The sequence below is a fragment of the Saccharopolyspora gloriosae genome (assembly GCF_022828475.1).
Classification (GTDB): domain Bacteria; phylum Actinomycetota; class Actinomycetes; order Mycobacteriales; family Pseudonocardiaceae; genus Saccharopolyspora_C; species Saccharopolyspora_C gloriosae_A.
Map to the genome: position 1 here is coordinate 2,097,329 of NZ_CP059557.1, position 23,308 is coordinate 2,120,636.

Consider the following 23,308-nt stretch of genomic DNA (forward strand, 5'->3'; position numbering starts at 1 on the left):
TGCCCGCGAGTCGGCGGGCGACCGGAGTCGGGTTAGCCAAGGTCCCGGTGGGATGGCCAAGACAAACTCAGCAGTCAAGCCCCGCTGACTCGCGTGCAGACAACAAGGTCTTCGACACGCTCTAGCGGTACCAGTGTGTCCGTGTACAACCGGGAGTAGTAGAGTTGCACACCGTGACTAATGCAGAGTACGATCTGGTCGTAGTCGGTTCTGGATTCTTTGGGTTGACTATAGCTGAGCGCACCGCCACGCAGCTCGACAAGCGTGTGCTGGTGTTGGAGCGCCGTAGTCACATCGGAGGCAACGCGTATTCTGAAGCCGAGCCTGAGACCGGCATTGAGGTCCATCGCTATGGCGCGCACCTGTTCCACACAAGCAACAGGCGGGTGTGGGAGTATGTCAACCAGTTCACCGATTTCACAAACTACCAGCACCGAGTCTTCACTATTCATCGTGGTCAGGCCTACCCGATGCCGATCAATCTGGCCACCATCTCCCAGTTCTTTGGCCGCTACTTTACGCCGGCCGAAGCTCGTCAGTTGATCGCGGAGCAGGCCAGCGAGATCGCCGACCCTAAGCTTGCAGCAAGCCACGAAGAGAAGGGCATCGCCTTGATCGGGCGGCCGCTTTACGATGCGTTTTTCCGTGGTTACACTGCCAAGCAGTGGCAAACTGACCCTCGGGATTTGCCCGCTTCGATTGTTTCCCGGCTTCCGGTTCGGTTCGATTTCAACAACCGTTACTTCAGTGACACTTATGAGGGACTGCCTGTAAATGGCTACACCGCTTGGCTGAAGAGGATGGCTGATCATCCCAATATTGACATTCGGCTATCAACGGACTTCTTCGACGTTCGTGACGAGATTCCACCGCGTACTCCGATCGTTTACACCGGGCCGTTGGATCGGTACTTCGACCACTGCGAGGGATGGCTGAGTTGGCGCACTTTGGACTTCGAGTCCGAAATCTTGCCGATTACCGACTTTCAAGGCACCTCTGTGATGAACTATGCTTCAGAAGAAGTGCCCTACACTCGTGTACACGAGTTTCGCCACTTTCATCCGGAGCGCCACTATCCCGCAGACAAGACGGTGATCGTTCGAGAATACTCGCGGTTTGCTGACAAGGAAGACGAGCCTTATTATCCGATTAACACGTCCGAGGATCGCGCTAAGCTGGAACGTTATCGATCTTTGGCGCGGCGCGAGGCTGTGGAGCGTCAGGTATTGTTTGGCGGCCGTCTTGGAACCTACCAATATTTGGATATGCATATGGCGATCGGGTCCGCTCTGAGTATGTTCGAGAATAAAGTTGTTCCCTTTTTTGCTGAAGGTCAAGCCTTTAGTGTTTGAGAGATTGACGTGACAGTGGAAGTGCCTACTGGATAGGGATGTGACTCGCTGAAGATCAGGGCTCAATATAGAAGGAACATTTCTGGGTGCGGTTGTTGCAACGAGACGTTGTCGCCGTTCCCTTTGGGATTCAGCGCCCGCGAATTGTTAGTTCGTCGTTAGCTGATACGGTGCGGTATGTCGAGTCCGAATGTTGAACCGGTGGTGTTGTTAGACGACGAATGACAGGTGCTGGCGGGCTGGGGGGCGCCGCCGGAAATCTACGCAGGTGTTGGTGGTTCGGGCGCGGGCCGTGTTGCGGTATGTCGCGGGCGGCGCGATCGGGCAGGTCGCTGCGGATCTGGGTGCGTCGCTCGCGGCACGGTGTCGAGATGGCGGTCGAGCACCGCCTGGGCGGATTGTCGGATGAGCCGCGGCTGGGGCGTCTGCGGGTGATCAGCGACGAATGCGGAGCAGGTCGTGACCAAGACATTGGAAGAAAAACCGGCCAGGATACGCACTGGTCGACCCGTCTGGTGTGACGGCTTGCCCGGGCTGCCGGAGGCCACCTGACCCCAATCTACGGTGCAGACCTGCACCGTGCATCTGATGTGGGCGGCGATTGCGCTTTGTGCCCTACGGCGACCGCTAGAAGGTCGCCGCCGTACTCAAACCCATCTACACCGCCCACCGCCGATGCAGCCGAGACCGAGCTGCTTGCCTTCGTCGAATCCGACCTGGGATGTAAGTACTCAGCGGTGGTCAAGAACAGGGAAAACGCTTGGGAACAGTTCATTTCGTTCCTGGCGTTTTCATCCGAGGTCCGCAAGATCATCAAGAATCGGGGGCATTTCCCTCCGACACGCCGTGATCAAGCTGTTGTGGCTGGCTATCCGCGACATCGAAGACAAACGCGCCCGAGGTCGCGCCAAACAACGCGGACTTCCCCCACGCCCACGTAACGCCCTCGCCCGCCTGGTCGAAGGAGGCCTCGTCCTCGGCCGGAGACAAGAACTCGGCGTACTGGCCCTGCGCCTCCCCGAACGGGTCGAACCCACTTCAACTGACCAACCAAAACCAATTTACACAAACCAATTGACAAGACCGCCGCGGGAGGATCGCGGGCGTGATCAATGTCAGCGAGCGTCCAGCAGAGGTGGAAGATCGGAAGGTTTCCGGGCATTGGGAATCTCAATGACTGTGTCAAGCCGTGGTGGCGAGCGTCGGCGGTATGGGTTCCTGGTAGAAGGTGCGGTCGCAGAGCATGGCCCAGATCGTGTTGGTGCGTCGTCTGGCGAGCGCGATGACGGCTTGTTTGTGGGACTTACCTTCGGCGCGTTTGCGCTCATAGAACGTCCGGGATGCCGGGCTGTTCTTCAGACTCGAGAGCGCGGCGAGGTAGCAGGTTCGCATGAGACGCCGGTTGAACCGGCGCGAGCGGTGGTGGTTGCCGCTGATCCGGCCTGAGTCGCGTGGGGCTGGTGCGAGCCCGGCGACCGAAGCGAGGCGGTCGACGGTCTCGAACGCCGTGAGGTCACCACCGGTGTTGGCCAGGAACGTCGCGGCAAGTACGACACCGAATCCGGGCATGCTCAGCAGGATCGGCGCCTCAGGGTGCTGGGCAAAGCACTCCTCGATCTCGGCGTCCAGCTGGGAGACGTCGACGTCAATCGCCATGATCTGCTCGGCCAGCCGCGCGACTAGCCTGGCACCGACCGTCTGGGTCGCGAGCACCGTCAGCTGAGCGTGGGCCGCCTCGACAGCCTTGGCCGCGACGTTCGCCGCATTGCGCGTGCCGCGCTTCTGCAGCCAGGCCGTCAAGCGCGTTGTGCCGATTCGCCGGAGGCCGTCTGGCGTCTGGTACCCGGCGACGAGGATCAGTGGCGCCTTCTTCGAGTAGTCGAACGCCGCTTCCAGCGCCGGGAAGTACTCCAGCAGCGTGGCCCGCAGCCGGTTGCTCGCCCGGACCCTGTCGAAGATCAGGTCCGTGCGTCGCGCGGTCAACAACCGCAGGTCGGTACTGATCTGGTCACCGCCGCGCACGGGTTGCAGGTCGGTGCGCATCCGGGCCTGGTCGGCGATGATCCGGGCGTCCTTGGAGTCAGTCTTGCTGTCGCCTCGGTAGGTCGCTGCGGCATGGTGAACGATCCTGCCGGGAAGGTAGAGCAGCTGTTGATTCCGGTCGGCCAGCAATGCGATCAGCAGCGCAGCGCCACCGGAGTTCAGATCCGTCGCCCAGACGACGTCGTCTCCATCGGCCATCTCCAGGACGGTGGCGATCAGCTGCAACAGCGCAGCCTCGGTGTTGGTCACGCGTCGAGACAGCAACACGCGCCCCGCGCCGTCGATCACCACGCAATGGTGCGTCCGCTTGCCGGTGTCGACCCCTGCCCACAATGCCGCCATCTGACTCCTCACCTCACAACCGAAGGGGTCTCCTTGCGCGGCAGCCACGCCGGCACGTCCTTACCCAACGATCCGTTCGCGCGAGTCTCAATGAGCGGTCGAGCCACCGGCAGGACAGGCGGGCGGCCATTCCCAGTAAGCCGTCACCGGCCACACCAGCGACCGGATCGGCAGGGCGATCTGAAGCCATACCCGCCTGTCCCAAGGAGAGCGATCAGGACCCTACGACGGCCCCGACATCACCCACTCCTGAAACGTAAGGAAGGCGATCTGATCGCCGGCCCGCAGCATCACTCCGCGACCGGCGCGCTCGTGGAACGCGCCACCGGATATGTGATCCTGCTCCACCTATCCCGACGGTCATGGAGCGGGTGAAGTGCCACAAGCCACGATCGCGGCGATGAATTCGTTGCCGCTAGCGCGTTGTGGCGGGGTCAGCCTTGAGCTGCCAGCTCGTCGGCGGGGTCGAGGTGGTAGACCTGCTGGACCCAGCTGGGTTGGTAGAGCGAGTCGAGGTAGCGCTCGCCGAGGTCCGGGGCGATGGTCACCGCCGTGACGTTCGGGCCCACGTCGTTGGTCTCGAGCCATTGGGTGGCGCCGCTGATCGCGGTGCCGGTGGAGCCGCCGAACAGGAAGCCCCGGCGGGCCAGTAGGTGGCAGGTGCGTACCGTGTCAATCTCCTCGACCAGCACCACGTCGTCCACGAAGGACTCGTCGAGCAGAGCTGGGCTGACTCCGGTGCCGAGTCCGGGGATCATCCGCGGTGCCGACGGGCCGCCGAAGGTGACCGAGCCGACCGCGTCGATCGCGACGACGCGCACGCTCGGGCGGAACCGCTTGAAGTAGCGGGCGCAGCCCATCAGTGTTCCCGTGGTGCCTGCGCCCACGAAAAGCACGTCGAGGGTGGGGAAAGAGCGGTCTATCGACGGCGCGGTGGTGCGGTAGTGGGCCGACCAGTTGTCCGGGTTGGCGTACTGGTTCAGCCACACGTACCGGTCGTCGTCCTCGCAGAGCTCGCGCACGTGGGTGATGCGGGCTGCCAGGTAGCCGCCGTCGGAGGCGGGTTCGGTGATGGTGTGCACCTGGGAACCGAGGGTTTCCATCAGCTGTTTGGTCGCGAGGTTGCACCGCGAGTCGGTCACGCACACGAACGGGTAGCCCTTGCTGGCCGCGAGCACGCTCAGCGCCACCCCGAGGTTGCCGGACGACGACTCCACCAGGATCGAGTCCGGGCGCAGCGCACCGGAGCGCTCCGCGGCGGCGATCATCGATTCGGCGGCCTTGAGCTTGATGGAGCCGGCGAAGTTGAACCCCTCGCACTTGAGGTACAGCGGGACGCCGACGGAGGGCCGGAGGTCGACGTAGAGGTCGTCTTCGTTGAATTCGTGCGGCTGCGAGATGATGGGCACCGAGCTGTCTCCGTCTTGTCCGAAACGAACCTTCTAGCGGGTGCGCGGGCCGGCGCGTTCGGCGGTGCGGGCCGGGGGCGCCGTTTTCTTGCTGGTGGGTGGTGGGGGAGAACCGGTCGTGCGGGGCTGCGAGGTCCGCACGACCGGTATCCGGTTGGCCTCAGCCGTAGCGGCGGAGTTCCGAGAAGAAGTCGGGCACCACGGTGGGGTTGCCGTGGGCGGTGACCTCGTCGTAGATGTACTTGCCCACCGCCAGGTCGAGCACGCCGAGGCCGAACGGGGAGAACACCACCGGCCGGTCACTCGGCATTTTCAGGTCACCGGCGAGCACGTCGTTGATCGTGCCGTCCAGGAAGTCCCGGTTGCCGGCCCGCTGTTCGGCGAGGTGCGGGGAGGTGTCGGCCTTCAGGCAGTGCTCCACGTCGTCGACGACGTTCACCGACGACAGGATGATCTCCGGGGACAGGTCGCGCAGGGACACGTTCAGCACCAGCGGGTTGTGCTCGAACCACGCCGGGTCGTGCACGTGCGGCGTACCGGCGACCGTCGCGAACACCACGAGGTCGGCGGAGCGGATCAGCGATTCGGCGCTGTCGTGCACGGTGATGGCCGGCCCGTCCTCGACCCGGTCCAAATAGGACTTGAAGCCGTCGGCGTGCTCGGTGGACAGGTCGTGGACGCCGATCTCGTCGAAGGTCCAGTCGGTGGCCTGGAGGTACTTGTGGATGTAGCGAGCGATGAGGCCGACGCCGATGAAGCCGATCCGGCGCGGTCGGCCCTGGTTCCGGCTGAGATGGTCGGCGGCCAGCGCGGCCGACGCCGCGGTGCGAGTGGCGCTGATGACCGAGCTCTCCAGGCAGGCGAACGGATATCCGGTGTCGTGGTTGTTGAGCACCAGCACCGCCGACGCGCGCGGGATGCCCGCCGCGACGTTGTCCGGGAAGCTGGAGATCCACTTGATCCCGTCCACCGCCGAATCGCCGCCGAGCGCGGCGGGAAGCGCGATGATCCGGGAGTTGGGCCTGTCGGGGAAGCGCAGGAAGTACGACGGCGGGTTGACCGTCCGGGCCGCGCCGTGCAAGCGGTAGGCCTGCTCGACGATGTCCACGACCTGCTTCTGCTGCCCGTCCAGGGCGTCCTGCACCTGGGCCCCGGAGATCACCGTGAACGCTGGGACGTTGGCTGATTCAGACATGTTGCTCCGCTCGGGTCTAGTTGTGATCAGAACGTCGGCACCGTGGGCGCGCAGTCCGCCAGGCGGACCGGCTCACCCATCGCCACCAGCACCTCGCGCGCCCTCGTAGGGCTCGCGGTTGTGCGCCTGCGCGATGTTGTCGACCAGCATCAGGTCGGCCTGCTACGGATCCCGGCGCGTGTGCCCTCGTAGACCTTGTTGAGCAGCGCGATCACGTCATCGCTGCCGTAGCGGCTGTTGAACGGCAGCCCGTCCGGGCCGAACTCCATCAGCAGGTAGTCGCGGACCTCGACGTCGATCGTCCACTTGTTGAGGAATGCGCCCTGGTTGAACCAGGCCCGTTCGCCGGTCTTCGGGTGGGTGATGATCGCCGAGCGGCGCTGCTTGGTGCGCAACCCACCCATGGTCAGCGCCTTCTTATCGGTCTTGCCGTTGCCGGTCAGCGGCAGCGCCTCGCAGTGGTGAAAGTGCTCGGGAACCATGCACTGCGGCATGCTGCGCCGCAGGAACCGCTTGAACTCGTCCGCGGAAGCTGGTCGGGGTCGGTCTAGAATCCGACCAGGTTCTTGCTGCTGGCGTTCTTGGTCACCACTGCACCGTCGCGCGCCCCCGCCACACGCAGGAGCTGGTTCTCGATCTTTCCGATCTCGATGTGGAACTCGCGGATCTTGACCTTCGTGTCGCGACGACCCTGGAACTCGACCTTGCCGTCCGGCAGCCACCAGCCAAAGTCGCGGGACCGGTACAGCCGCTGGCCGGGCCGGTGCGGGTTGTTGCCGAACAGGGCGGCAGTGTGCTCCGGGTCGTTTATGTCGATTGCGGGGAGGTCCAGGTCTACCCCGGCTTCGATGAGCAGAGTTGATACCAGCCCGGGCAGGAAGCCCATTGTTCAGCTGAGCGCGCTCGACCGCTCGCGCGTGTTTCGCACGGGCCTGCCCTGTGGTGGCAGCTCCTTCCTCACACTTCCGGATCGCTTCGGCTGCCCGGTTCTGCGCCCAGTCCAGCACGCCACAGAGCCAGTCGAGTGCATGAGCTGCGAAGTGGAGGGCATCGGCGGCTTTCAACCACTTGAGTGGTTCGCCGTCGAAAGCGCAGCGAAACTGGTTAGCTGTTTCCCCTCTCCAGCCTTCGGAGCTGTCGATCCGCTGGAGCCCTTCGCCAGCTTCCTGCAGAGCGTCACGATAGGCGGTCATCGACACCGCTGGGGCATGAACTGCAGGGGAATCTCCTCGGATAAGGACTTTTGGATCGCTGGTCGTTCCGAGTTCGGTCGCCATCACCACGCTGCGGGATCCCCTTCCCCTGGCGCAGCTGAATGCTCTCCAGCTCTGTCTGAGCGGCCTCATCAGTCTGCGGTAGACCTGCGCACACTGCGTTAACCGGGCCGAAATCTATCTGACGCCTTAGATCAGGTTCGTGCCTTACCAGCTTTGCCTGATCGCAAAACTCTCCGACAGCATCGGTCGAGCAGTCATGATCGAAGGCAGGGCGTGGACAGCCAATTTCACTGACCCAACGTTTGATCATCGAGTCGATCGCCTCCGCTACACAATCGACGGTCCTCTACAAGTCAGGCAGATCGACGCTAAACCCGTCCCCATGCGGCTCCGTTCTCAGCATATGATTGCACTACGTCGCACAAGTCAAGCAGGCCAGACGTGATCACGAGGTCGAACCCGATCGCGTCACCCAAACGTTGCAGCAGCACTGGAAGTGTCCTGCTCTTTGTGTGCGGGGGCGGTGATCCGACAGGCTGGAAGCGTCCGCTTTCGGCTGGAAGGGGATCATCGTGACCGACGGCGACACGCCAGCACTGCAGGATGACGACGAGGACCTGCCCGCTTCGGGCGGGTTGGATGCGCAGCTGGCCAGGGAGTTGATCGAGCGGGCCCAAGCTGAGGGGGTGTCCCTGGTGGGCCCGGACGGGCTGCTGGCCGCGGTCACCCGGACGGTGTTGCAGACCGCGCTGGAAGCCGAGACGACCTAACACCTCGGCGATGACAAGGGCGGTCCCGTCGACCGCGGAGCTGGTAATCACCGTAATGGCAGCTCGGCGAAAACGGTGCATACCGAGGTGGGGTCGGTGCCGATCGAGGTCCCGCGAGATCGGCGGTGTGAGTTCGAGCCCGCAGATCGTGCCCAAGCACGCTCGCCGCATCGCCGGTTTCGACGAGGCTGTGATCTCGTTGTATGCCCAGGGCTTGACCACCGGTGAGATCCAGGCGCACTTGGCTGAGATCTATCAGACCGCTGGCCACGGTGCAGGAATGCGTGGTGCACCTGGTCCGTGCCAGCTCGCGTTATGCCGCCCGAGGCCATTGGGGTGCGATCACGAAAGCACTGCGCACGGTCTACACCGCCCCGACCGTCGAGGCCGCCCAGGACCGGTTCGACGAGTTCGAGCAGACCTGGGGCGCGAAATATCCGGCGATCATCCGGTTGTGGCGTTCGTCGTGGGAGCAGTTCACCCCGTTTTTGGCGTTCCCTCCGGATATCCGCAAGATCATCTACACCACGAACGCCGTAGAGAGTCTCAACGCCCGGTTCCGTCAGGCCACCTGCCGGCGCGGGCATTTCCCGTCCGAGCAAGCCGCGCTCAAGGTGCTCTACCTGGTCATTCGCACCCCGCAGCGCAACCGCAGTAACGTCACCGGGCGAACGCACGGCTGGAAACAGGCCCTGAACACCCTCGTGATGTTCTACGGCGACCGGATCAGCCTCAACTAGAAACCGACCACCGCCCCACCCACGAAAAATCAGACAGGCCCCTTCATGCCGGCGTAGAAATAGCTTGAAATTTAACTGGGTTCACTGCATCCGCCCGCAGCTGGTTCTCAGTTTCGCAGCTCTCATTCCCGCCAGTCGTCAACAGGTTCCGCCCGCGTGAGTTCGGAGCGAGTAACGCGGGAGGATACTGGAAGCCGGCTCCTGGTTGCCGAAGCAGGCTTGTAGCGGTGTTTCGGGCCAGCATGGAACTTGGCCAGAACGCACGGGACCCGGTGTTCGAGGATGCGAACCTGGAATCGTCATCGAAAGGGGATTAGCGTCGAAATTCTTCTCCGACGAGGCCGTTGCGTTCGAAGGTGCTCAGTAACCGGGCCTTCTGGGATCACAGGTTGCCAATGGTGAGTACCGGGTCGACGTTGGTGTGGATGTGGGCTTCGCCCCAGTCGCCTCCAATGCTCCAGTGTTCACCATCGCGTTCGAGGTAGTCGATGTTGCCGAGGTCCTCTTCGTCGCTGGCGTCGGTGAAGGCTTGTGCTGAGCGCTGTTGCCATTCGATGTCGCTGACATCGGGAAAGGTCAACCACGCGTCGGCGTAGCAGTACTGCTCACCTGACTTGGGGGCGCTGTACTGGGGGTGCTGCTCGGTGAGCACGGCTTCGACCCGGAACTTGATCTGCCCCGGCTCCTTGACGATGTCGAGGACGAAACTGTCTTCGAGGTAGACTGCTGCCAGGTCTGCGACGTCTGAGTAGTGCTTGGTCATTACCAATCCCATTCGATGGGGGTGTGATTTCCGGTGCTTCTACGGGTCACGGGGTTGCCGTGGGGGGTCGGTTCGTTGGCCGTTCTGGTCTCTGATTTCAATGTGGGGCGCCTCGCTACCTGGTGCGCGTGGGCTGCCGTGCTTGAGGGTGAGCCGGTTGATGCCATTCTCGTCGACGTACTTGGCGGGCCGCCCGTTGGAGGTTTGAGTCTTGTTCCAGCCCTGTGCTTCGGCCCAGTCGGCCAGTTCGCTGGCCTTGGGCGTTGGCCCGTCACCGAAGTAGTCGTGCAGATTTGGCTTGACGTTGGGCGCGTCCGGTACGGCGTCCGACACTTTGTCGAGTTTCCGGAGCTTGGATGCCACTCCGGCAGCGGGGATGAAGCCAAAGGCGGTGTTGCCGAGCGCTCGGCCGGGCTCTTTGCTCCACTGGTCCCAGTTGACCATTTGCTTGCCGAACTCGACCGGGTTGTCTGCAGCGAAGGAAGCCGCTTTGGTGACGCTGTTCCACATCTGGGATTAGTGGTCAGGGTTATCGGCGAGGTGGTGGGGGCTGAGTTGCCAGAGGAATTCGCCTGTGCCGCTGAGTCCGTCCCAGAGCCCCAGGCCGACGTCACCGAGGAACTCACCGGCGTCTTCAGCGTTGCTCAAGAACGCCTCCCACCCGGATTTCTCGGGTGCACCGTCTGCTTCTTTGGCGATGGTCGCCGTGGCGCGGTCGCCGGCCTCGGTGAGCTGTAGGCGCGCTCGATTCAGGAGATTCCGAGCGGCCTCTCGTTTAGCTTCGCCGGGATCGGCAAACGGCGGAACCTCTGGATGACCGTTTTGGGCTTCTGCTTCAGCTTTGGCCTGGTCGTGGGCCTTCCTGGCTTGAGCTGTCGCAGCCTCGCCTTCGTCCCATAATGTGATTGCCTCGGCTGCTTGGTCGTGTGCCCAGCGGAGCGTGTTGGCGTATGCCGAAAGTGCGGCCGCCGTGGTTTCGAAGGCGTCAGCACCTTGAAGCCAGCGGGGTGGCTCGTAGGAGAAACGATCTCGAAAAGCATCGCCGCGGCACCCTGCCATGCACCGCTGTCGATCTCCTTAAGACCTGTGCCAGCTCGGTCAAGTGCACTGCCTCGAGCGCGAAGAGCGTGAACGTCTCGGTCAATCGCCGCGGGGTCGCCCGGGATCAGTTGTCTGGGGTCGTGGGTCTGGCCGAGCTCAGCCATCGGCCGCGTCCTGAGCAGGATCGGAGCCCGCACCGACAGAGCGCATCGATTGCACGGCAGCGTGATCGGCTTCTACGTAGGAATCCATCGAGGCATTGAGGGCTTGCACGAGAGTGTCGCCGTCGTCGATGAGCGTGTTGAGGGCCTTTTCCCAGCGATCGCAGAAGTGCTTGAACGAGGCGTGGACGCCGGCGTGACCGTAGTCGCCGCTGGGGCCGTCGATGTCGCCAAGCGGCTTAGATCCCATGTCTTCGATGGTCTGCGAGATCGCTTGGCCGGTCTGGTCCAGGGCGGTCAGATCGACTTGAAAGCCGTCTGGCATGGGCGTTGATCTCCTTACTCACCCACGTGCGCCGGTGCGCTGGCGAATCGGGCTGCCCCGTTCGGCTGTGGTATCAGCGGTAAGCCGTGCTCCTCGCCGACGTCGAAGAGCACGCCGATGGCGGGCGGAAGCTGTTCCAGCAGGTCTTCCCCTGTAGTGCACATCCATGGGACGTCCTTGTGGAAGGCGGCGAGTCGTTCCATGGTCGAGAAGGCAAGCACCCACTGGCTGTTGTCTGGGAGCATCGAAACGATTACCCCAGGACGCTGGCTGCGGCTACGCTGCGCGTACACGGTGGCCTGGGCGAAGGCGGCATCGAACTCGGCCGCTTTGCTCCGTAGCGATCGGACAGCGCCTGCGATGCGGACAATCGAAGGCTCATCTAAGTCCATGCCGACATCACGCATCCGAGCGCCACGGATGACCGGTTGGCTCTTGGTGGGTTCTGCCCGCCATCAGCACCGCCAGAGCGTGGCCGCAGTCCGTGTTCCGCAACATGCCCTATTACTCCCCAGTACATGCCAGCTTCGAAGTCGTCGATCGGTGAGCGATTGTCACATACCTGGTGATCTGGAGTGGGTCGATTCAGAAGTGATCCAGAACGCCACTCGGAAGGACCAGCGGCGCCGCTGCGGCACGGCACCACCACCAGCCGAAAGTTCGTTCGCGACGGTCGACAACGAACTCCCTTACTCGAATAGAAGAAGATGGTGGAACGCGCCAGGTGTCCTGTGGCCGCCCACCACCGGCTACGTGTCCCGTAAGTCCACGGCTGGCTTCGAGCGCAGTTGATGCCGACACCACGACGTAGATTGGCCGGTTGGTGACCTGGCCTTCCCGGATCTTCACGTGGATCGCGTCGATGAGCACGATCGGGACACGCGATCCAGTAGCCGGGTCTGCCAGACCTTGAGTTCGTCGACGACGTGGTCGGTGACCTGTCTGATCAAGTCCCTGGACCCACCTCGGTTTGTTAGATCTCAGGCAAGTGCGCCTGATTCTCACCGGTGCTGCCCGGCACGACGGTCGCCGTCCACGACCTTGCCCGACTCCCATCAACGGCAGCAATCCCGCAAGGCCAACGGCCTTCCGCGGACGCCTCATCGACGACGCGCTGGGAAAGTTCCTGCTCCGCTGGCCTATTGAAGGCCCGATAGCCGTCGGGCGCACATCGTTTCCAGGCTGCCGCGTCCATGGACGAATACATCGGGCCGCGCGGTGGCTTTCGGGGCGAGTTCACGGTCGACCCTGCGCCTCGGACAGCCACCACCGAGGTGACTTGGCGTTCGTTCTGGCTGTTGCCTTACAGATCCTGCGGTAGGGCTGTGGAGGATGCGCCCGCTGGCCCGGAATCTCCCAGCACACAGACCCATGCGGTGGCAGAGAAGTTCTTCACGTGGACGGACACTCGACGCCGGTTGTCTTGCCCCAGCACCGTGAGCCTATGATCGTACGCCTTCTCGTAGAGCGCCTGGTGGAGATCACACCAAGGTTGGCATTCGACGCTGCGACCATCGCTTCCCGGAGCGGGGTCGCAGCGAGCAGGCGAAATGTGTCGACGAGGGCTGGCCCCTCGTACCCGTTGTTAGTCGGCACCACCACGCCGTAGTGCATCGCCAGGCGTACTTGCATGCGGTTGGTTGATAGGAGGCCCTCGTTGTGCCGGGCGAGAACGTTGCTCAGCTCTCGGACGTAGTTGTCGATTACCTGGAGTTGAGCAGGCTCGAAATCGGGCAGCAGTACTAGTTCCCCGTCACCCGCGGAACGCTGCTCCCACCGAGCTCTGTCCGCCCCGGTACGCTCACCGGCCTCGTTAAGCACGGCACGCATCACGTCAAACGCCGCAATCCGATGCTCGCTCGATAAGACCGAAGAGTTCGCTATTTCGGCCGCGAGACAGAGGGCGTGCCTTCGCCGGGGGGTGCCCCATGAGACATCGCCGCGCCTGTCGGCGAGGCTGCGGTGAAGCAATGCCTTTTGTTGAGTCACCTCGGCGGCCTCATCTCGTCGCCCCAAGTCGCCGAGTTGCTCAGTGAGGCTTTCCAACAACACGTATTCGTCTTTACCTGCTAGCTCCGATTCAGTCAGCTTCTTCACTAGCTGGAGGCCAATCGAGCGCTTTGTTGCCGACTCGTCCATCGTCAGGTCTGCTGCCCAGGTAAAGCGTCGCCACCACTCTTCGCGGCGAGCCGATAACTCGCGTTGATCAACATCGCGTTGAGAGGCGAGGTCGCGTTGACCGGTAGCGCGATCGTTGCCTTTCACGGTGAGCTGCACACCTAATAAGGCCCCCGTCGCCGTTATGACACCGGTTACCAGCGAGAGCACCGTCGGAAGCCATGGGCTCAACGTGACCGTCCTCGAAGCATGCAGCGGATCGTAACGGGTCGTGCCCGCGATGTGCGGGCTGTGCTACTTCGACGAGACGACTTAAAGCACTGGGAATCGCTCCGTCCTGGGCTCGTCCTGGCAGTCAGGATCCTGATGCCATGTGATCGAGACCATGTCTGTCGACATCCCCAGGGGCCGCGACAGAATGTACTTCTCCAGGTGCCCAGCATCGAACGACTCAAAATTTGTCGTGCCGCGAGCGAGCATCTCACCGACGTCAACGCGTACCGAGTACGCGGTGTGTGTCCCCGCGTTGCGGAGAACGTACGCCGACCTCTGGAAATGGTCGAACGACCACACCACTCGGCTACGTTCCTCGGCCACAGCAGCACGCCGTTCGCCCTCACGTTGGAACGCCAAAGCTTCTTCAGCCGCATCAGCCGAGCGACCGGCAGATCGCTCAGAGCCTTCGGCGGCGCCGGCCGAACGCTCGGCTGCCGTCGCCGAACGGCCGGACGCTGTTGCGGAGCTCCGCGCGTACCAAAGTGCCGCGAGTGCGACAAGGCCCGAAACAACCGACACAGTGAAAGATGCGACATCCATCTCAGAATGAAAGCAGCATCGCCTCGCAAGGGCGAAACGTGCTTCCGCCGTGTCGGCCACCATTCGGGAGTGGCGACGTCAGGTGGCTTGGCGGTCTACGGGCCGACCGGCGTTTTGGCTTTCGGCCAGGACTAGCCATGCCTGATCGGTAGGGTGCGGGTATGGGACCGAGTTCCGACAGGGTGGGTCGGGTAGGCGTGCACGGGGTTGCGCTGCTGGTCGTCGGCGAGCTTGGTTGGAAGTTCCGCGAACAGCACGAGTCCGACTGGGGAATCGACGCGATCATCGAGGTCGCTGACGAGGACCAGCCGACGAGTCGACTGATCGCCTTGCAGATCAAGTGCGGCGATGCCCGCCTGGACCGATTGCACCGGGACGGAAGATGGCCCCTGTACGGGGAAAAGCGTCATCTGATGAGGTGGCTTGAGTATCCGATACCGGTCGTAGTGGTCCTCTACGACCCCACGCGCCGCACAGCGTACTGGCAGCACGTCAACGATCGCACCGCCGCATGGACCCCAGCAGGCTTCAGAATCGACGTGCCCGAAAGTCAGCCTCTTGACGCAGCGGCCTCGGCCACGCTACGTGCGGTGGCTGAGCAGTGGGTGCCGCAGCGCGGTACCAGCCGATCTCGTGCGCTGCATGCGCTTGCGACCTGTACTGCGGCCAGTGTGCCCGTACCTCCGACAGAGCAGCTCTGGACCCTGTTCGCCCGAGGGGCGGACACGAACCTGCGTGCGGCGGTCCACGCCTTCGGCCTGCCTCTGATCGGCGAGGCTCCGGCCGTACATCTGTTGGCAGGTGCTCACACGCCGATCACGCTGAGCATGGACGATCGAGGGCTGTGGAGCGTGCCGCCCGGTACGACCGTCTTTGTCTGCGAAAACCTGGGGATCATCGACGTTGCCGCGGCCGTGCTGGGAACGGACTGTCGGCCCCTGGTGTGCTTGGGCGGATTCCCGTCGCTGGCCACGGAATACCTGTTGATCGGCCTCGGCGCGTGTGGTGCGCGTCTGCGGGTCCACGTCGATCACGACACGGTTGGTCGCCAAATCACTGATTCTCTGTTCGTGCGCAGCGTGCCTTTCGAAACCTGGCGTCCGATAGGGCAAGACTGCCAGGGCATGCTCGGGGAAGAGGAAGAGTGTCTGCCAGCGATGCTTGCCGATCTTGCGGGCGAGCCGACTACGATCGACTCAAGCAAGGCATAGTGGTCCGGGTCACGAGCCCCGGAACCGGCCGCGATCGGCGCCAACGCAGATCGGATCTCTCCACGGCTCAGGTGCCCAGCCGCCCGCAGCAGTGACTGGTTCCGGCCTGGGGTGGGCTGTCCAAGGATTGGGCAGCCCACCCGCGGCTCCACTGCTCATTCCGCTGCTGCCAGACCGTTCCGGGTTGGCGGTGCAGGCGGATGTGGCGGGTGAGGACGCGGGCTCGTTTCGAGCCGATGCTGAGCTTTCGGCGGAGGGTGTCGGCGGAGATCGGGCGTTGGTAGAGATTCCAGTGTTCGGCGTCGAGCCGGCATGCCTCTTCGCACAGGGAATCAGCGTCCTCGCCGTGCGATACCGCTGAGTCAGCGTCGGTGGCGTTGGCGCTGTGACCAGGCGCGTTATTCACGACGGTGCGTAACGCTGGCACATCCTCAGCCTCCTCGGGAGTCTCCAGTGTCTGGCTGGCTCCGTCCGGGGCGGCCGATTCCGGCTGTGCTGCGTTGGGCTCTTCGGCCTCGGGAATGATCCCATTCGCTGTCTCCGCGCGGCGCCGCTTGAGTGCCTGGTTGAGCAGTTCGACCGACAGCAGCAGCGCCAGCGGTGGACAGGCGGCCACGGCTATGGAGAATGCGTTCAATTCGGGGGCGGAGGCGATGTTGGCGCACAGCGAGAGCCCGATGCCGAAGGTGAACGACAGCCATGCCTTCCACTTCCCGGTTGCGTGATACCGGTGACCAGCCTTCCACAGTTCGATTGTCGCCATCGTCAGCAACCCATCGACAATGAGCGGCCAGATCGTGGCGGTGGTCTCGTCGGCTCCGAACCGCAGAGCGAACTCGCGGCCGTGCCGGTAGGAGACGTATGCAGCGCCCAAGGCCACCAGCAGCGTGCACGCGCACTGCAGATGCAGTGATCGATCGGTGGCAGGGCTCGATATGGATGGCGTGCTGTTCATCAGGTGTCACCCACACGGAGCTTTCCCTGGCGGGCGCGCAATCTGACGCGGCGCTCGTGCGGGCGTTGGTGCGCGGTTTCTGCAGCCGCTTCCAGGCAGGCGCCGATCCTAAACAGGCGCGCTTCTCCCGACGATCGGGGGTGGCTCAGGCGAGAAACCAAGGGCCCTCCTCCAAGATCAAATGGCGATTTCGTGGCGACGGGAACCCGCGGCAACGCGTCGGAACCCGTCGGAACGGTGAGGAAGGAGAACCGCTGACCTGCGGCGGAGTGCGAAGGTGCTGGTCGTGAACCAGCGGGCGCTACCTTGACACGGTAGAGGTCATTCGCCGACCGAGCTGATGGTCCCGTGAGCCGGCACGTTAGCCCGTGGTCCTCTAAGCGATACGCGAAGTGCGTCTGAGATCTCAGGGTTGAGCGTTCGTTTTTGCAGTGGTGCCCGACGCGGAACCTTCCTCGCGTGCGCGGGGCCGACACGTTTCCTTCGGAAACAGGGACCGAAATCCAGGAACTATCCCCGCGTGCGCGGGGCCGACACTTCTTGACCTGGTGGTTTATCTCTGGCAGGGCTGGTTTTCATTCACTCCGGATCGCGGGCAGGCGTGGAGCTTGGTCGTCGGGTTCATGTGCTCTCGGTTCGCAGTGCGGCGGCGTAGGTGAGTGTGGGCGTTGTTGTGAAGATCACCTGACTGGGTGACCACGGAATCCTCCCACTGCGCGCCCCCATTTCGCGGGCGCGGACGAAATCCTCCCAAAATCCTCCCAAAAATCGGCACAGCCGGTCCGGGGAGATCCACTACGAGATCGACACCGCAACATCGAAAAGCCCGCTGACCTGCACTTTCGTGCTAGATCAGCGGGCTCTCGCGACCGTCGGGACGGCGGGATTCGAACCCACGACCCCTTGACCCCCAGTAGTGGGGTGGAGTTCGAGGCATAAGTTTGTGTTCATTGCCAGCCGAGTGCGCACGGCGCGGTATGGGGCGACCTGGCAAAAGATACCTGGCGAAGGGCTTCGATCATCTGGTTACCTTCATGCCGGTTCGGATGCATCTGTGTGGACGCCAGTTAGACGGGGGTGGGTAGCGTGGTCGGTTGGTAGCGACTTCGAACGTTGCGAGTCAGCTTGCGCGCAGGTTCAGCGCCGATGCGAAGTTCGCGTCGGAGGGCTTCGGCGGAGATCGGTCGCTGGTGTTTCGCCCAGTGCTCGATGTCCAAACGGCAGGCCGCAGCCAGGAGCGGGCCGCCCGCATCTTCGGTCTCTGAGAGTATGGCGACGGTGCCGTCGTTGTTGTGATCAGTAGGGCCGTTCTCGTGAGAAGGGCGCGTTGGTTGCACTGCTGATTGCGATTCAGCATCGAAGGGCTGGTCATGCTGAGGGTGCTCGGAGATCTCGTGGATCGCCTGCAGCACGTTGGGGCCGACCTCTGCCCACCCAATGAGCAACAGTGGTCCGACTGCGTCGAAGGCGGCTTTGCCGAACTGGCCAGCGCACACTGGTTCGGCCACGTTTAGGGCCAGAGTGACAATGCTGGCAAACATCAACAAACGTTGGGCGGGACGCAGTTGGTCCGGGGTTGCTCCGTGGAGGGCCAAGTGCCGGGTACCGACCAGCAAGCCAAGAACGGACAGATCGACGGCGGGCGCAACCAGTGGTGCCACGTACGGCGGCACTCCGAGCCTCAGGCCCAGGCCAAGGACGTTGCCGAATCCGAACAGGAATGTCAGTGCGACGACAGTTCCAATGATCACTGTCAACGAACGCAGGACAGTGTCGCGGGTAGTGGTCATCCCAGGTCACCAGCCTGGGCGCGCCGCCGACGAGCGATGGTGAACCGTGCCGATAGTCGCAGCTCACGGCCGGAACAGCGCTGTGACGATGCTGTACGTGCCCCCGGTCAGAGTCGAACTGACACTGTACGGATTTTGAGTCCGCCGCCTCTGCCGATTGGGCTACGGGGGCTAGGCGAGAGACAGCTTACGGGAGTGGTGATCACCGTGCGCGGGTGGGGGTGCGGTGGCGGTGCTGGGGCGAAGCCTGCTGGTAGTGCTGGTGTGACGTGTTGGAAACCGGTGTCAGGATGGTCACCCTCCCTGGTCATCTCAGGGCGAGCGGCTGGCCGGTAAGCTGAATTTCCCCGGTGCGGGACCGCACTGGACCGTGTCAGAACTACCCCAGGAGGACCCGGTGACCACGCCGGCTGCCGAGGACCCAGGCGAGGCCAAGCCCGTCGAACGTCGCGTACTCGTGGCCGAGGACGAGGCGTTGATCAGGCTCGATCTGGTTGAGATGCTCAAAGAAGAGGGATACCAGGTCGTCGGTGAGGCCGGGGACGGGCAAGAAGCCGTGCGGCTGGCCGAGGAGCTGCGGCCTGACCTGGTGATCCTGGACATCAAGATGCCGAAGATGGACGGCATCGAAGCTGCTTCGAACATCGCGGGCGAGCGCATCGCGCCCGTGGTGATCCTCACCGCTTTCAGCCAGCGCGACCTGGTGGAGCGTGCGCGGGACGCGGGGGCGATGGCCTACTTGGTCAAGCCGTTCGCGAAGCGCGACCTGGTGCCCGCGGTGGAGCTCGCGGTGTCCCGGTTCACCGAGGTGCAGGCGTTGGAGGCGGAAGTCGCCGACCTCACCGAGCGGCTCGAGGCGCGCAAGACGATCGAACGCGCCAAGGGTCTGCTCATGAGCAAGCACAACCTCTCCGAGCCCGAGTCGTTCCGCTGGTTGCAGCGGACCGCGATGGACCGCCGGACCACGATGAAGGCCGTGGCCCAGGCGGTGCTCGAGAACCTGGAGTGATCAGCCCGCGGGCTGGTCGCGGATGACGCAGGTCAGGCGTGCCGTGCAGGTGCGCCTGCCCTGTGCATCGTTGATCACGATGTCGTAGGTCGCGGTGCTGCGGCCCCGGTGCAACGGGGTTGCGGTGCCGGTGACCACGCCTTCCGTGGCGGAGCGGTGGTGCGTGCAGGACAGTTCCAGGCCCACCGCGATCCGGCCCTCGCCCGCGTGCAGCGCCGAAGCGACCGAGCCGATCGACTCCGCCAGCACGGCGTTCGCACCACCGTGCAGCAGTCCGTACGGCTGCTTGTTCCCCGCCACCGGCATCGTGGCGACCACACGTTCGGGTGACCATTCGACGTATTCGATGCCCATCCGGTGCTGCAATTGCCCTGGCTCCGGGTTCAGAACCTTCGCCATCGCGTCGCTCACCGGCTGGTCGTTCTCGGTCGCCGTCACGGTCCACCCCTCCTCGTGCCTCGCCGCACGCGCTGTCGGTGGGTCAGCCTAGACTCCCGCGACGTGATGGCTTCCGAAGACCGACGTCTGCTGTTGATCGACGGCCATTCAATGGCCTATCGAGCGTTCTACGCCCTGCCGAAGGAGAACTTCCAAACCGGCACGGGCCAGCACACCAATGCGGTCTACGGCTTCACCTCGATGCTGATCAACCTGTTGCGCGATGAGCAGCCCACGCACTTCGCGGTCGCGTTCGACGTGTCCCGCAAGACCTTCCGCAGCGAGAAGTTCACCGAGTACAAGGCCAACCGCAGCGCCAGCCCGGACGAGTTCAAGGGGCAGGTGAGCCTGATCCAGGACGTGCTCGGCGCGCTGTCGGTTCCGGTGCTGAGCAAGGACAACTACGAGGCCGACGACGTCATCGCGACGCTCACCACCCAGGCCACCGGCGAAGGCTTCTCCGTCGCCATCTGTACGGGAGACCGCGACGCGCTGCAGCTGGTCACCGACAAGGTCACCGTGCTGTACCCGACGAAGGGCGTCTCCGAGCTCACCCGGTTCACGCCGCAGGCCGTCGAGGACAAGTACGGCCTCTCACCCGAGCAGTACCCGGACTTCGCCGCGCTGCGCGGCGATCCCTCGGACAACCTCCCGAAGATCCCGGGTGTCGGGGAGAAGACCGTCACCAAGTGGATTCAGCAGTTCGGTTCGCTGGCCGGGCTCATCGACCGCGCCGACGAGGTCAAGGGCAAGGCCGGTGAGGCGCTGCGGGCGAACCTGGCCTCGGTGCAGCTCAACCGCGAACTGACCGAGCTGGAGCACGAGGTGCCGCTCGGGGTCACGCCGGACGAGCTGGCTATGGCCCAGTGGGACCGGGACGCGGTGCACAAGTTGTTCGACGACTTGGAATTCCGGGTGCTGCGCGACCGGCTGTTCTCGACGCTGTCGGCGGCGGAACCGGAAGTGGGAGAGGGTTTCGAAGTCACGGGGGGCGCGGTCGCGCCGGGTGAACTCGCCGGGTGGCTCGACCGGCACGCCCGGGACGGGCGGCGGATCGGGCTGGCGTTCAGCGGGACCTGGACCAGCGGCGCCGGCGACCTGCAGGGCATCGCCCTCGTGAACGCCGACGGTGAGGGCACCTACGCCGACGTGACCGAACTGAGTCCGGAGGACGAGAAGGCGCTGGGGGAGTGGCTGGCCGATCCGGCGCTGCCGAAGGCCGCGCACGACGTCAAAGGCCCGCTGCACGCCCTGCGGGGCCGGGGCTGGACGCTGTCGGGACTCACCAGCGACACCGCGCTCGCCGCCTACTTGGTGCGGCCGGGGCAGCGGTCCTTCGACCTGCCCGACCTGGTGGTGCGCTACCTGCAACGGGAACTGCGCGCCGAACAGGACGGCGGGGACGGGCAGTTGTCCCTGCTCGCCGATGAGGAGCAGGACAAGGCCGACGCCGCCAACGCGGAGCTGGTCAAGGCCCGCGCCGTGGGCGAGCTCGGCGACGCGCTCGACGCGGAACTGGACCGCATCGACAGCCGGAGCCTGCTCACCGACCTCGAGCTGCCGCTGCTCGCGGTGATCGACGAGCTGGAGGCCGCGGGCATCGCGGTGGACTCCGATCTGCTCGACGAGCTCGGCGCGCACTTCGCGGGCCGGGTCAAGCAGGCCGCGCAGGACGCCTACGAGGTCATCGGCAAGGAGATCAACCTCGGTTCGCCGAAGCAGCTCCAAGTGGTGCTGTTCGACGAACTGGGCATGCCGAAGACGAAGCGCACCAAGACCGGCTACACGACCGACGCGGACGCGCTGCAGGGGCTGTACGAGAAGACCGAGCACCCGTTCCTGCAGCACCTGCTGGAGCACCGCGACGCGACGCGGCTCAAGACGACCGTCGAAGGCCTGGTGAAGTCCGTCGCCGACGACGGGCGGATCCACACCACGCTGAACCAGACCATCGCGGCCACCGGGCGGCTGTCCTCGACCGATCCGAACCTGCAGAACATCCCGATCCGCACCGAGGAAGGTCGCCGGATCCGGGAGGTGTTCGTCGTCGGCTCCGGGTACTCCGAGCTGCTGACGGCCGACTACAGCCAGATCGAAATGCGGATCATGGCCCACCTGTCCGGTGACGAGGGGCTCATCGAGGCGTTCCGGTCCGGGGAGGACCTGCACAACTTCGTTGCGTCCCAAGCGTTCGGCGTGCCGATCGACGAGGTGGACCAGGAGCTGCGGCGCCGCGTGAAAGCCATGTCCTACGGGCTGGCCTACGGGCTGTCCGCGTTCGGGCTGGCCCAGCAGCTGCGGATCTCGGCGGAGGATGCGAAGGCGCAGATGGACGCCTACTTCGCCCGTTTCGGGCGGGTGCGGGACTACCTGCACGAAGTCGTCTCCCAGGCGCGGGAGGACGGCTACACCTCGACGATCCTGGGGCGCCGCCGCTACCTGCCGGACCTGCTCAGCGACAACCGGCAGCGCCGCGAGATGGCGGAGCGGATGGCGCTCAACGCGCCGATTCAAGGCAGCGCGGCCGACATCATCAAGGTCGCGATGCTCGGTGCGCACAAGGCGCTGGGCGAGGCCGGGCTGCGGTCGCGGATGTTGCTGCAGGTGCACGACGAGTTGATCATCGAGTTGGTCGACGGGGAGCGTGCGGAGGTGGAGCGGATCGTGCGCGAGCAGATGGGCGCGGCGTACCCGCTGGACGTGCCGCTGGAAGTGTCGGTCGGCGCGGGCCGTTCCTGGGACTCCGCCGCACACTGAGAGGCACGCACACGCCCGCATTGAGGGCCGCACGCGGAGGCAGCGGCCGGTGCGGCGAGTGTCCGATCGATCACCGGGTGTCGGCATATGCCAAGGAAACGGTCTCCGATCTGCGGAGATTGCGGCTGGATCACAAAAACATCATTTCGTGGCGCCGTGAGCGTCTCAGCTACTGAGATGTCCGGAACGTGAACGACGCAGGCCCCCAGTTGGACCTTTCGGGTGATAGCCGGGATAGCCTGCCTACTTTGCGAAACAGCGGATGTCGACTAGCCGGCGCGTGGCGCGTACGGCAGACCCGGGACGGAGAGCCCGGAGGAGGAAAATGATCAACATCGACAGAGTGGACCACTTGGTGCTCACCGTGGCCGATGTCGATCGGGCGGCTGAGTTCTACGAGCGCATCCTCGGGATGCGCACGGTGACCTTCCCCGGTGACCGGCGGGCCGTGAGCTTCGGGCAGCAGACCGTCAAACTGCACGCCGCCAGCGAGCTCGTGGAGCCCACCGCGACGCACCCGGTGCCGGGCTCGGCCAACCTGTGCTTCGTCACCGAACAGCCCATCAGCGAGGTGCAGGAACACCTGCGGGCCAACGACGTCCGCATCGAGGAAGGCCCGGTGGGGCGCACCGGAACCTTCGGCCCGATCACCTCGCTGTACCTGCGTGACCCCGATGGCAACCTGATCGAGGTCGCTCGTTACGACGAAGAGGCCGAGGCCGCGGCCAACGCGGAGTGATCGCGTGCGGGCCTGACACCGCCCGCACCGCGGAACGAGAACGGGGCCGTCGAGCGGTGACGCTCGACGGCCCCGTTTGTGCTCAAGAGGCCTTGAGAACGATCACTGCCCTGTGAG

General features: G+C 64.2%; 19 protein-coding genes, 1 tRNA gene and 4 pseudogenes. 8 read left to right on the top strand and 16 right to left on the bottom strand.

Annotated features, from left to right (window positions below):
- The first annotated feature begins 173 nt into the window (after positions 1–173).
- The 3 genes and pseudogenes from glf to H2Q94_RS08860 form a co-directional block, all read left to right on the top strand.
- Positions 174–1,352: a UDP-galactopyranose mutase gene (gene glf, locus H2Q94_RS08850; protein WP_243793875.1), complete on the top strand. Its 1,179-nt coding sequence runs from the start codon at positions 174–176 to the stop codon at positions 1,350–1,352.
- A 371-nt stretch (positions 1,353–1,723) separates the two neighbouring features.
- Positions 1,724–1,873 carry a hypothetical protein gene (locus H2Q94_RS08855; protein WP_243796059.1) on the top strand — a complete coding sequence of 50 codons (150 nt, stop codon included), beginning with the start codon at positions 1,724–1,726 and terminating at the stop codon, positions 1,871–1,873.
- Positions 1,863–2,387: pseudogene (locus H2Q94_RS08860) on the top strand (transposase); the annotation flags it as partial. The gene H2Q94_RS08855 and the pseudogene H2Q94_RS08860, both read left to right, overlap by 11 nt.
- A 147-nt stretch (positions 2,388–2,534) precedes the next feature.
- Here H2Q94_RS08860 and H2Q94_RS08865 read toward each other — a convergent pair.
- From H2Q94_RS08865 to H2Q94_RS30885, 6 genes and pseudogenes are all read right to left on the bottom strand, one after another.
- Entirely contained in the window at positions 2,535–3,737 is a 1,203-nt protein-coding gene (locus tag H2Q94_RS08865; RefSeq protein WP_243793876.1) for an IS110 family RNA-guided transposase, read from the bottom strand.
- A 434-nt stretch (positions 3,738–4,171) separates the two neighbouring features.
- Complete coding sequence (gene sbnA / locus H2Q94_RS08870; protein ID WP_243793877.1) at positions 4,172–5,146, bottom strand: 2,3-diaminopropionate biosynthesis protein SbnA; 975 nt, start codon at positions 5,144–5,146, stop codon at positions 4,172–4,174.
- Between the two features lie 160 nt (positions 5,147–5,306).
- On the bottom strand, positions 5,307–6,341 hold the full coding sequence (gene sbnB / locus H2Q94_RS08875; protein WP_243793878.1) for a 2,3-diaminopropionate biosynthesis protein SbnB: 1,035 nt from the start codon (positions 6,339–6,341) through the stop codon (positions 5,307–5,309).
- 149 nt (positions 6,342–6,490) lie between these two features.
- A complete protein-coding gene (locus H2Q94_RS08880) occupies positions 6,491–6,823 on the bottom strand; it encodes a hypothetical protein (protein WP_243793879.1) in 333 nt (110 codons plus the stop codon).
- 65 nt (positions 6,824–6,888) lie between these two features.
- Complete coding sequence (locus tag H2Q94_RS08885; RefSeq protein WP_243793880.1) at positions 6,889–7,227, bottom strand: hypothetical protein; 339 nt, start codon at positions 7,225–7,227, stop codon at positions 6,889–6,891.
- Positions 7,228–7,246: 19 nt separating this feature from the next.
- A pseudogene (locus H2Q94_RS30885) lies at positions 7,247–7,687 on the bottom strand (putative T7SS-secreted protein); the annotation flags it as partial.
- Positions 7,688–8,154: 467 nt separating this feature from the next.
- Between H2Q94_RS30885 and H2Q94_RS30890 the strand changes: the two are divergent.
- Positions 8,155–9,068: pseudogene (locus H2Q94_RS30890) on the top strand (transposase).
- A 382-nt stretch (positions 9,069–9,450) separates the two neighbouring features.
- Here H2Q94_RS30890 and H2Q94_RS08905 read toward each other — a convergent pair.
- The 6 genes and pseudogenes from H2Q94_RS08905 to H2Q94_RS08930 all read right to left on the bottom strand — a co-directional run bounded on the left by H2Q94_RS08905 (position 9,451) and on the right by H2Q94_RS08930 (position 13,686).
- Positions 9,451–9,831, bottom strand: a complete 381-nt coding sequence (locus H2Q94_RS08905) for a hypothetical protein (protein ID WP_243793883.1) — start codon at positions 9,829–9,831, stop codon at positions 9,451–9,453.
- Between the two features lie 39 nt (positions 9,832–9,870).
- On the bottom strand, positions 9,871–10,341 hold the full coding sequence (locus tag H2Q94_RS08910; protein WP_243793884.1) for a hypothetical protein: 471 nt from the start codon (positions 10,339–10,341) through the stop codon (positions 9,871–9,873).
- A 6-nt stretch (positions 10,342–10,347) separates the two neighbouring features.
- Positions 10,348–11,036 (bottom strand): annotated as a pseudogene (locus H2Q94_RS08915) (putative T7SS-secreted protein).
- Entirely contained in the window at positions 11,029–11,358 is a 330-nt protein-coding gene (locus H2Q94_RS08920; protein ID WP_243793886.1) for a hypothetical protein, read from the bottom strand. The pseudogene H2Q94_RS08915 and the gene H2Q94_RS08920 overlap by 8 nt, the downstream one beginning before the upstream one ends.
- Before the next feature lie 14 nt (positions 11,359–11,372).
- Positions 11,373–11,765, bottom strand: a complete 393-nt coding sequence (locus tag H2Q94_RS08925; RefSeq protein WP_243793887.1) for an SseB family protein — start codon at positions 11,763–11,765, stop codon at positions 11,373–11,375.
- 985 nt (positions 11,766–12,750) lie between these two features.
- On the bottom strand, positions 12,751–13,686 hold the full coding sequence (locus H2Q94_RS08930) for a hypothetical protein (RefSeq protein WP_243793888.1): 936 nt from the start codon (positions 13,684–13,686) through the stop codon (positions 12,751–12,753).
- Positions 13,687–14,489: 803 nt separating this feature from the next.
- Between H2Q94_RS08930 and H2Q94_RS08935 the strand changes: the two genes are divergently transcribed.
- Positions 14,490–15,503: a DUF4365 domain-containing protein gene (locus H2Q94_RS08935; RefSeq protein WP_243793889.1), complete on the top strand. Its 1,014-nt coding sequence runs from the start codon at positions 14,490–14,492 to the stop codon at positions 15,501–15,503.
- A 67-nt stretch (positions 15,504–15,570) separates the two neighbouring features.
- Here H2Q94_RS08935 and H2Q94_RS08940 read toward each other — a convergent pair whose 3' ends face one another.
- From H2Q94_RS08940 to H2Q94_RS08950, 3 genes are all read right to left on the bottom strand, one after another.
- Positions 15,571–16,458: a DUF2637 domain-containing protein gene (locus H2Q94_RS08940; RefSeq protein ID WP_243793890.1), complete on the bottom strand. Its 888-nt coding sequence runs from the start codon at positions 16,456–16,458 to the stop codon at positions 15,571–15,573.
- A 1,067-nt stretch (positions 16,459–17,525) separates the two neighbouring features.
- Positions 17,526–18,248: a hypothetical protein gene (locus H2Q94_RS08945; RefSeq protein ID WP_243793891.1), complete on the bottom strand. Its 723-nt coding sequence runs from the start codon at positions 18,246–18,248 to the stop codon at positions 17,526–17,528.
- A gap of 98 nt (positions 18,249–18,346) precedes the next feature.
- Positions 18,347–18,420 (bottom strand) — tRNA-Leu (locus H2Q94_RS08950).
- A 225-nt stretch (positions 18,421–18,645) separates the two neighbouring features.
- On the opposite strand from H2Q94_RS08950, the gene H2Q94_RS08955 reads away from it, so the two are divergent.
- Positions 18,646–19,257 carry an ANTAR domain-containing response regulator gene (locus tag H2Q94_RS08955; RefSeq protein ID WP_243793892.1) on the top strand — a complete coding sequence of 204 codons (612 nt, stop codon included), beginning with the start codon at positions 18,646–18,648 and terminating at the stop codon, positions 19,255–19,257.
- Here the strand turns inward: H2Q94_RS08955 and H2Q94_RS08960 are convergent, their stop codons facing one another.
- Positions 19,258–19,656, bottom strand: coding sequence for a PaaI family thioesterase (locus tag H2Q94_RS08960; protein WP_243795615.1), 399 nt, complete (start codon positions 19,654–19,656; stop codon positions 19,258–19,260).
- Between the two features lie 105 nt (positions 19,657–19,761).
- On the opposite strand from H2Q94_RS08960, the gene polA reads away from it, so the two are divergent.
- Together polA and H2Q94_RS08970 are read left to right on the top strand one after the other, a co-directional pair.
- Positions 19,762–22,452: a DNA polymerase I gene (polA, locus tag H2Q94_RS08965; RefSeq protein ID WP_243795616.1), complete on the top strand. Its 2,691-nt coding sequence runs from the start codon at positions 19,762–19,764 to the stop codon at positions 22,450–22,452.
- Positions 22,453–22,777: 325 nt separating this feature from the next.
- Positions 22,778–23,191, top strand: a complete 414-nt coding sequence (locus H2Q94_RS08970) for a VOC family protein (protein ID WP_243793893.1) — start codon at positions 22,778–22,780, stop codon at positions 23,189–23,191.
- The last annotated feature ends 117 nt before the right edge of the window (positions 23,192–23,308 follow it).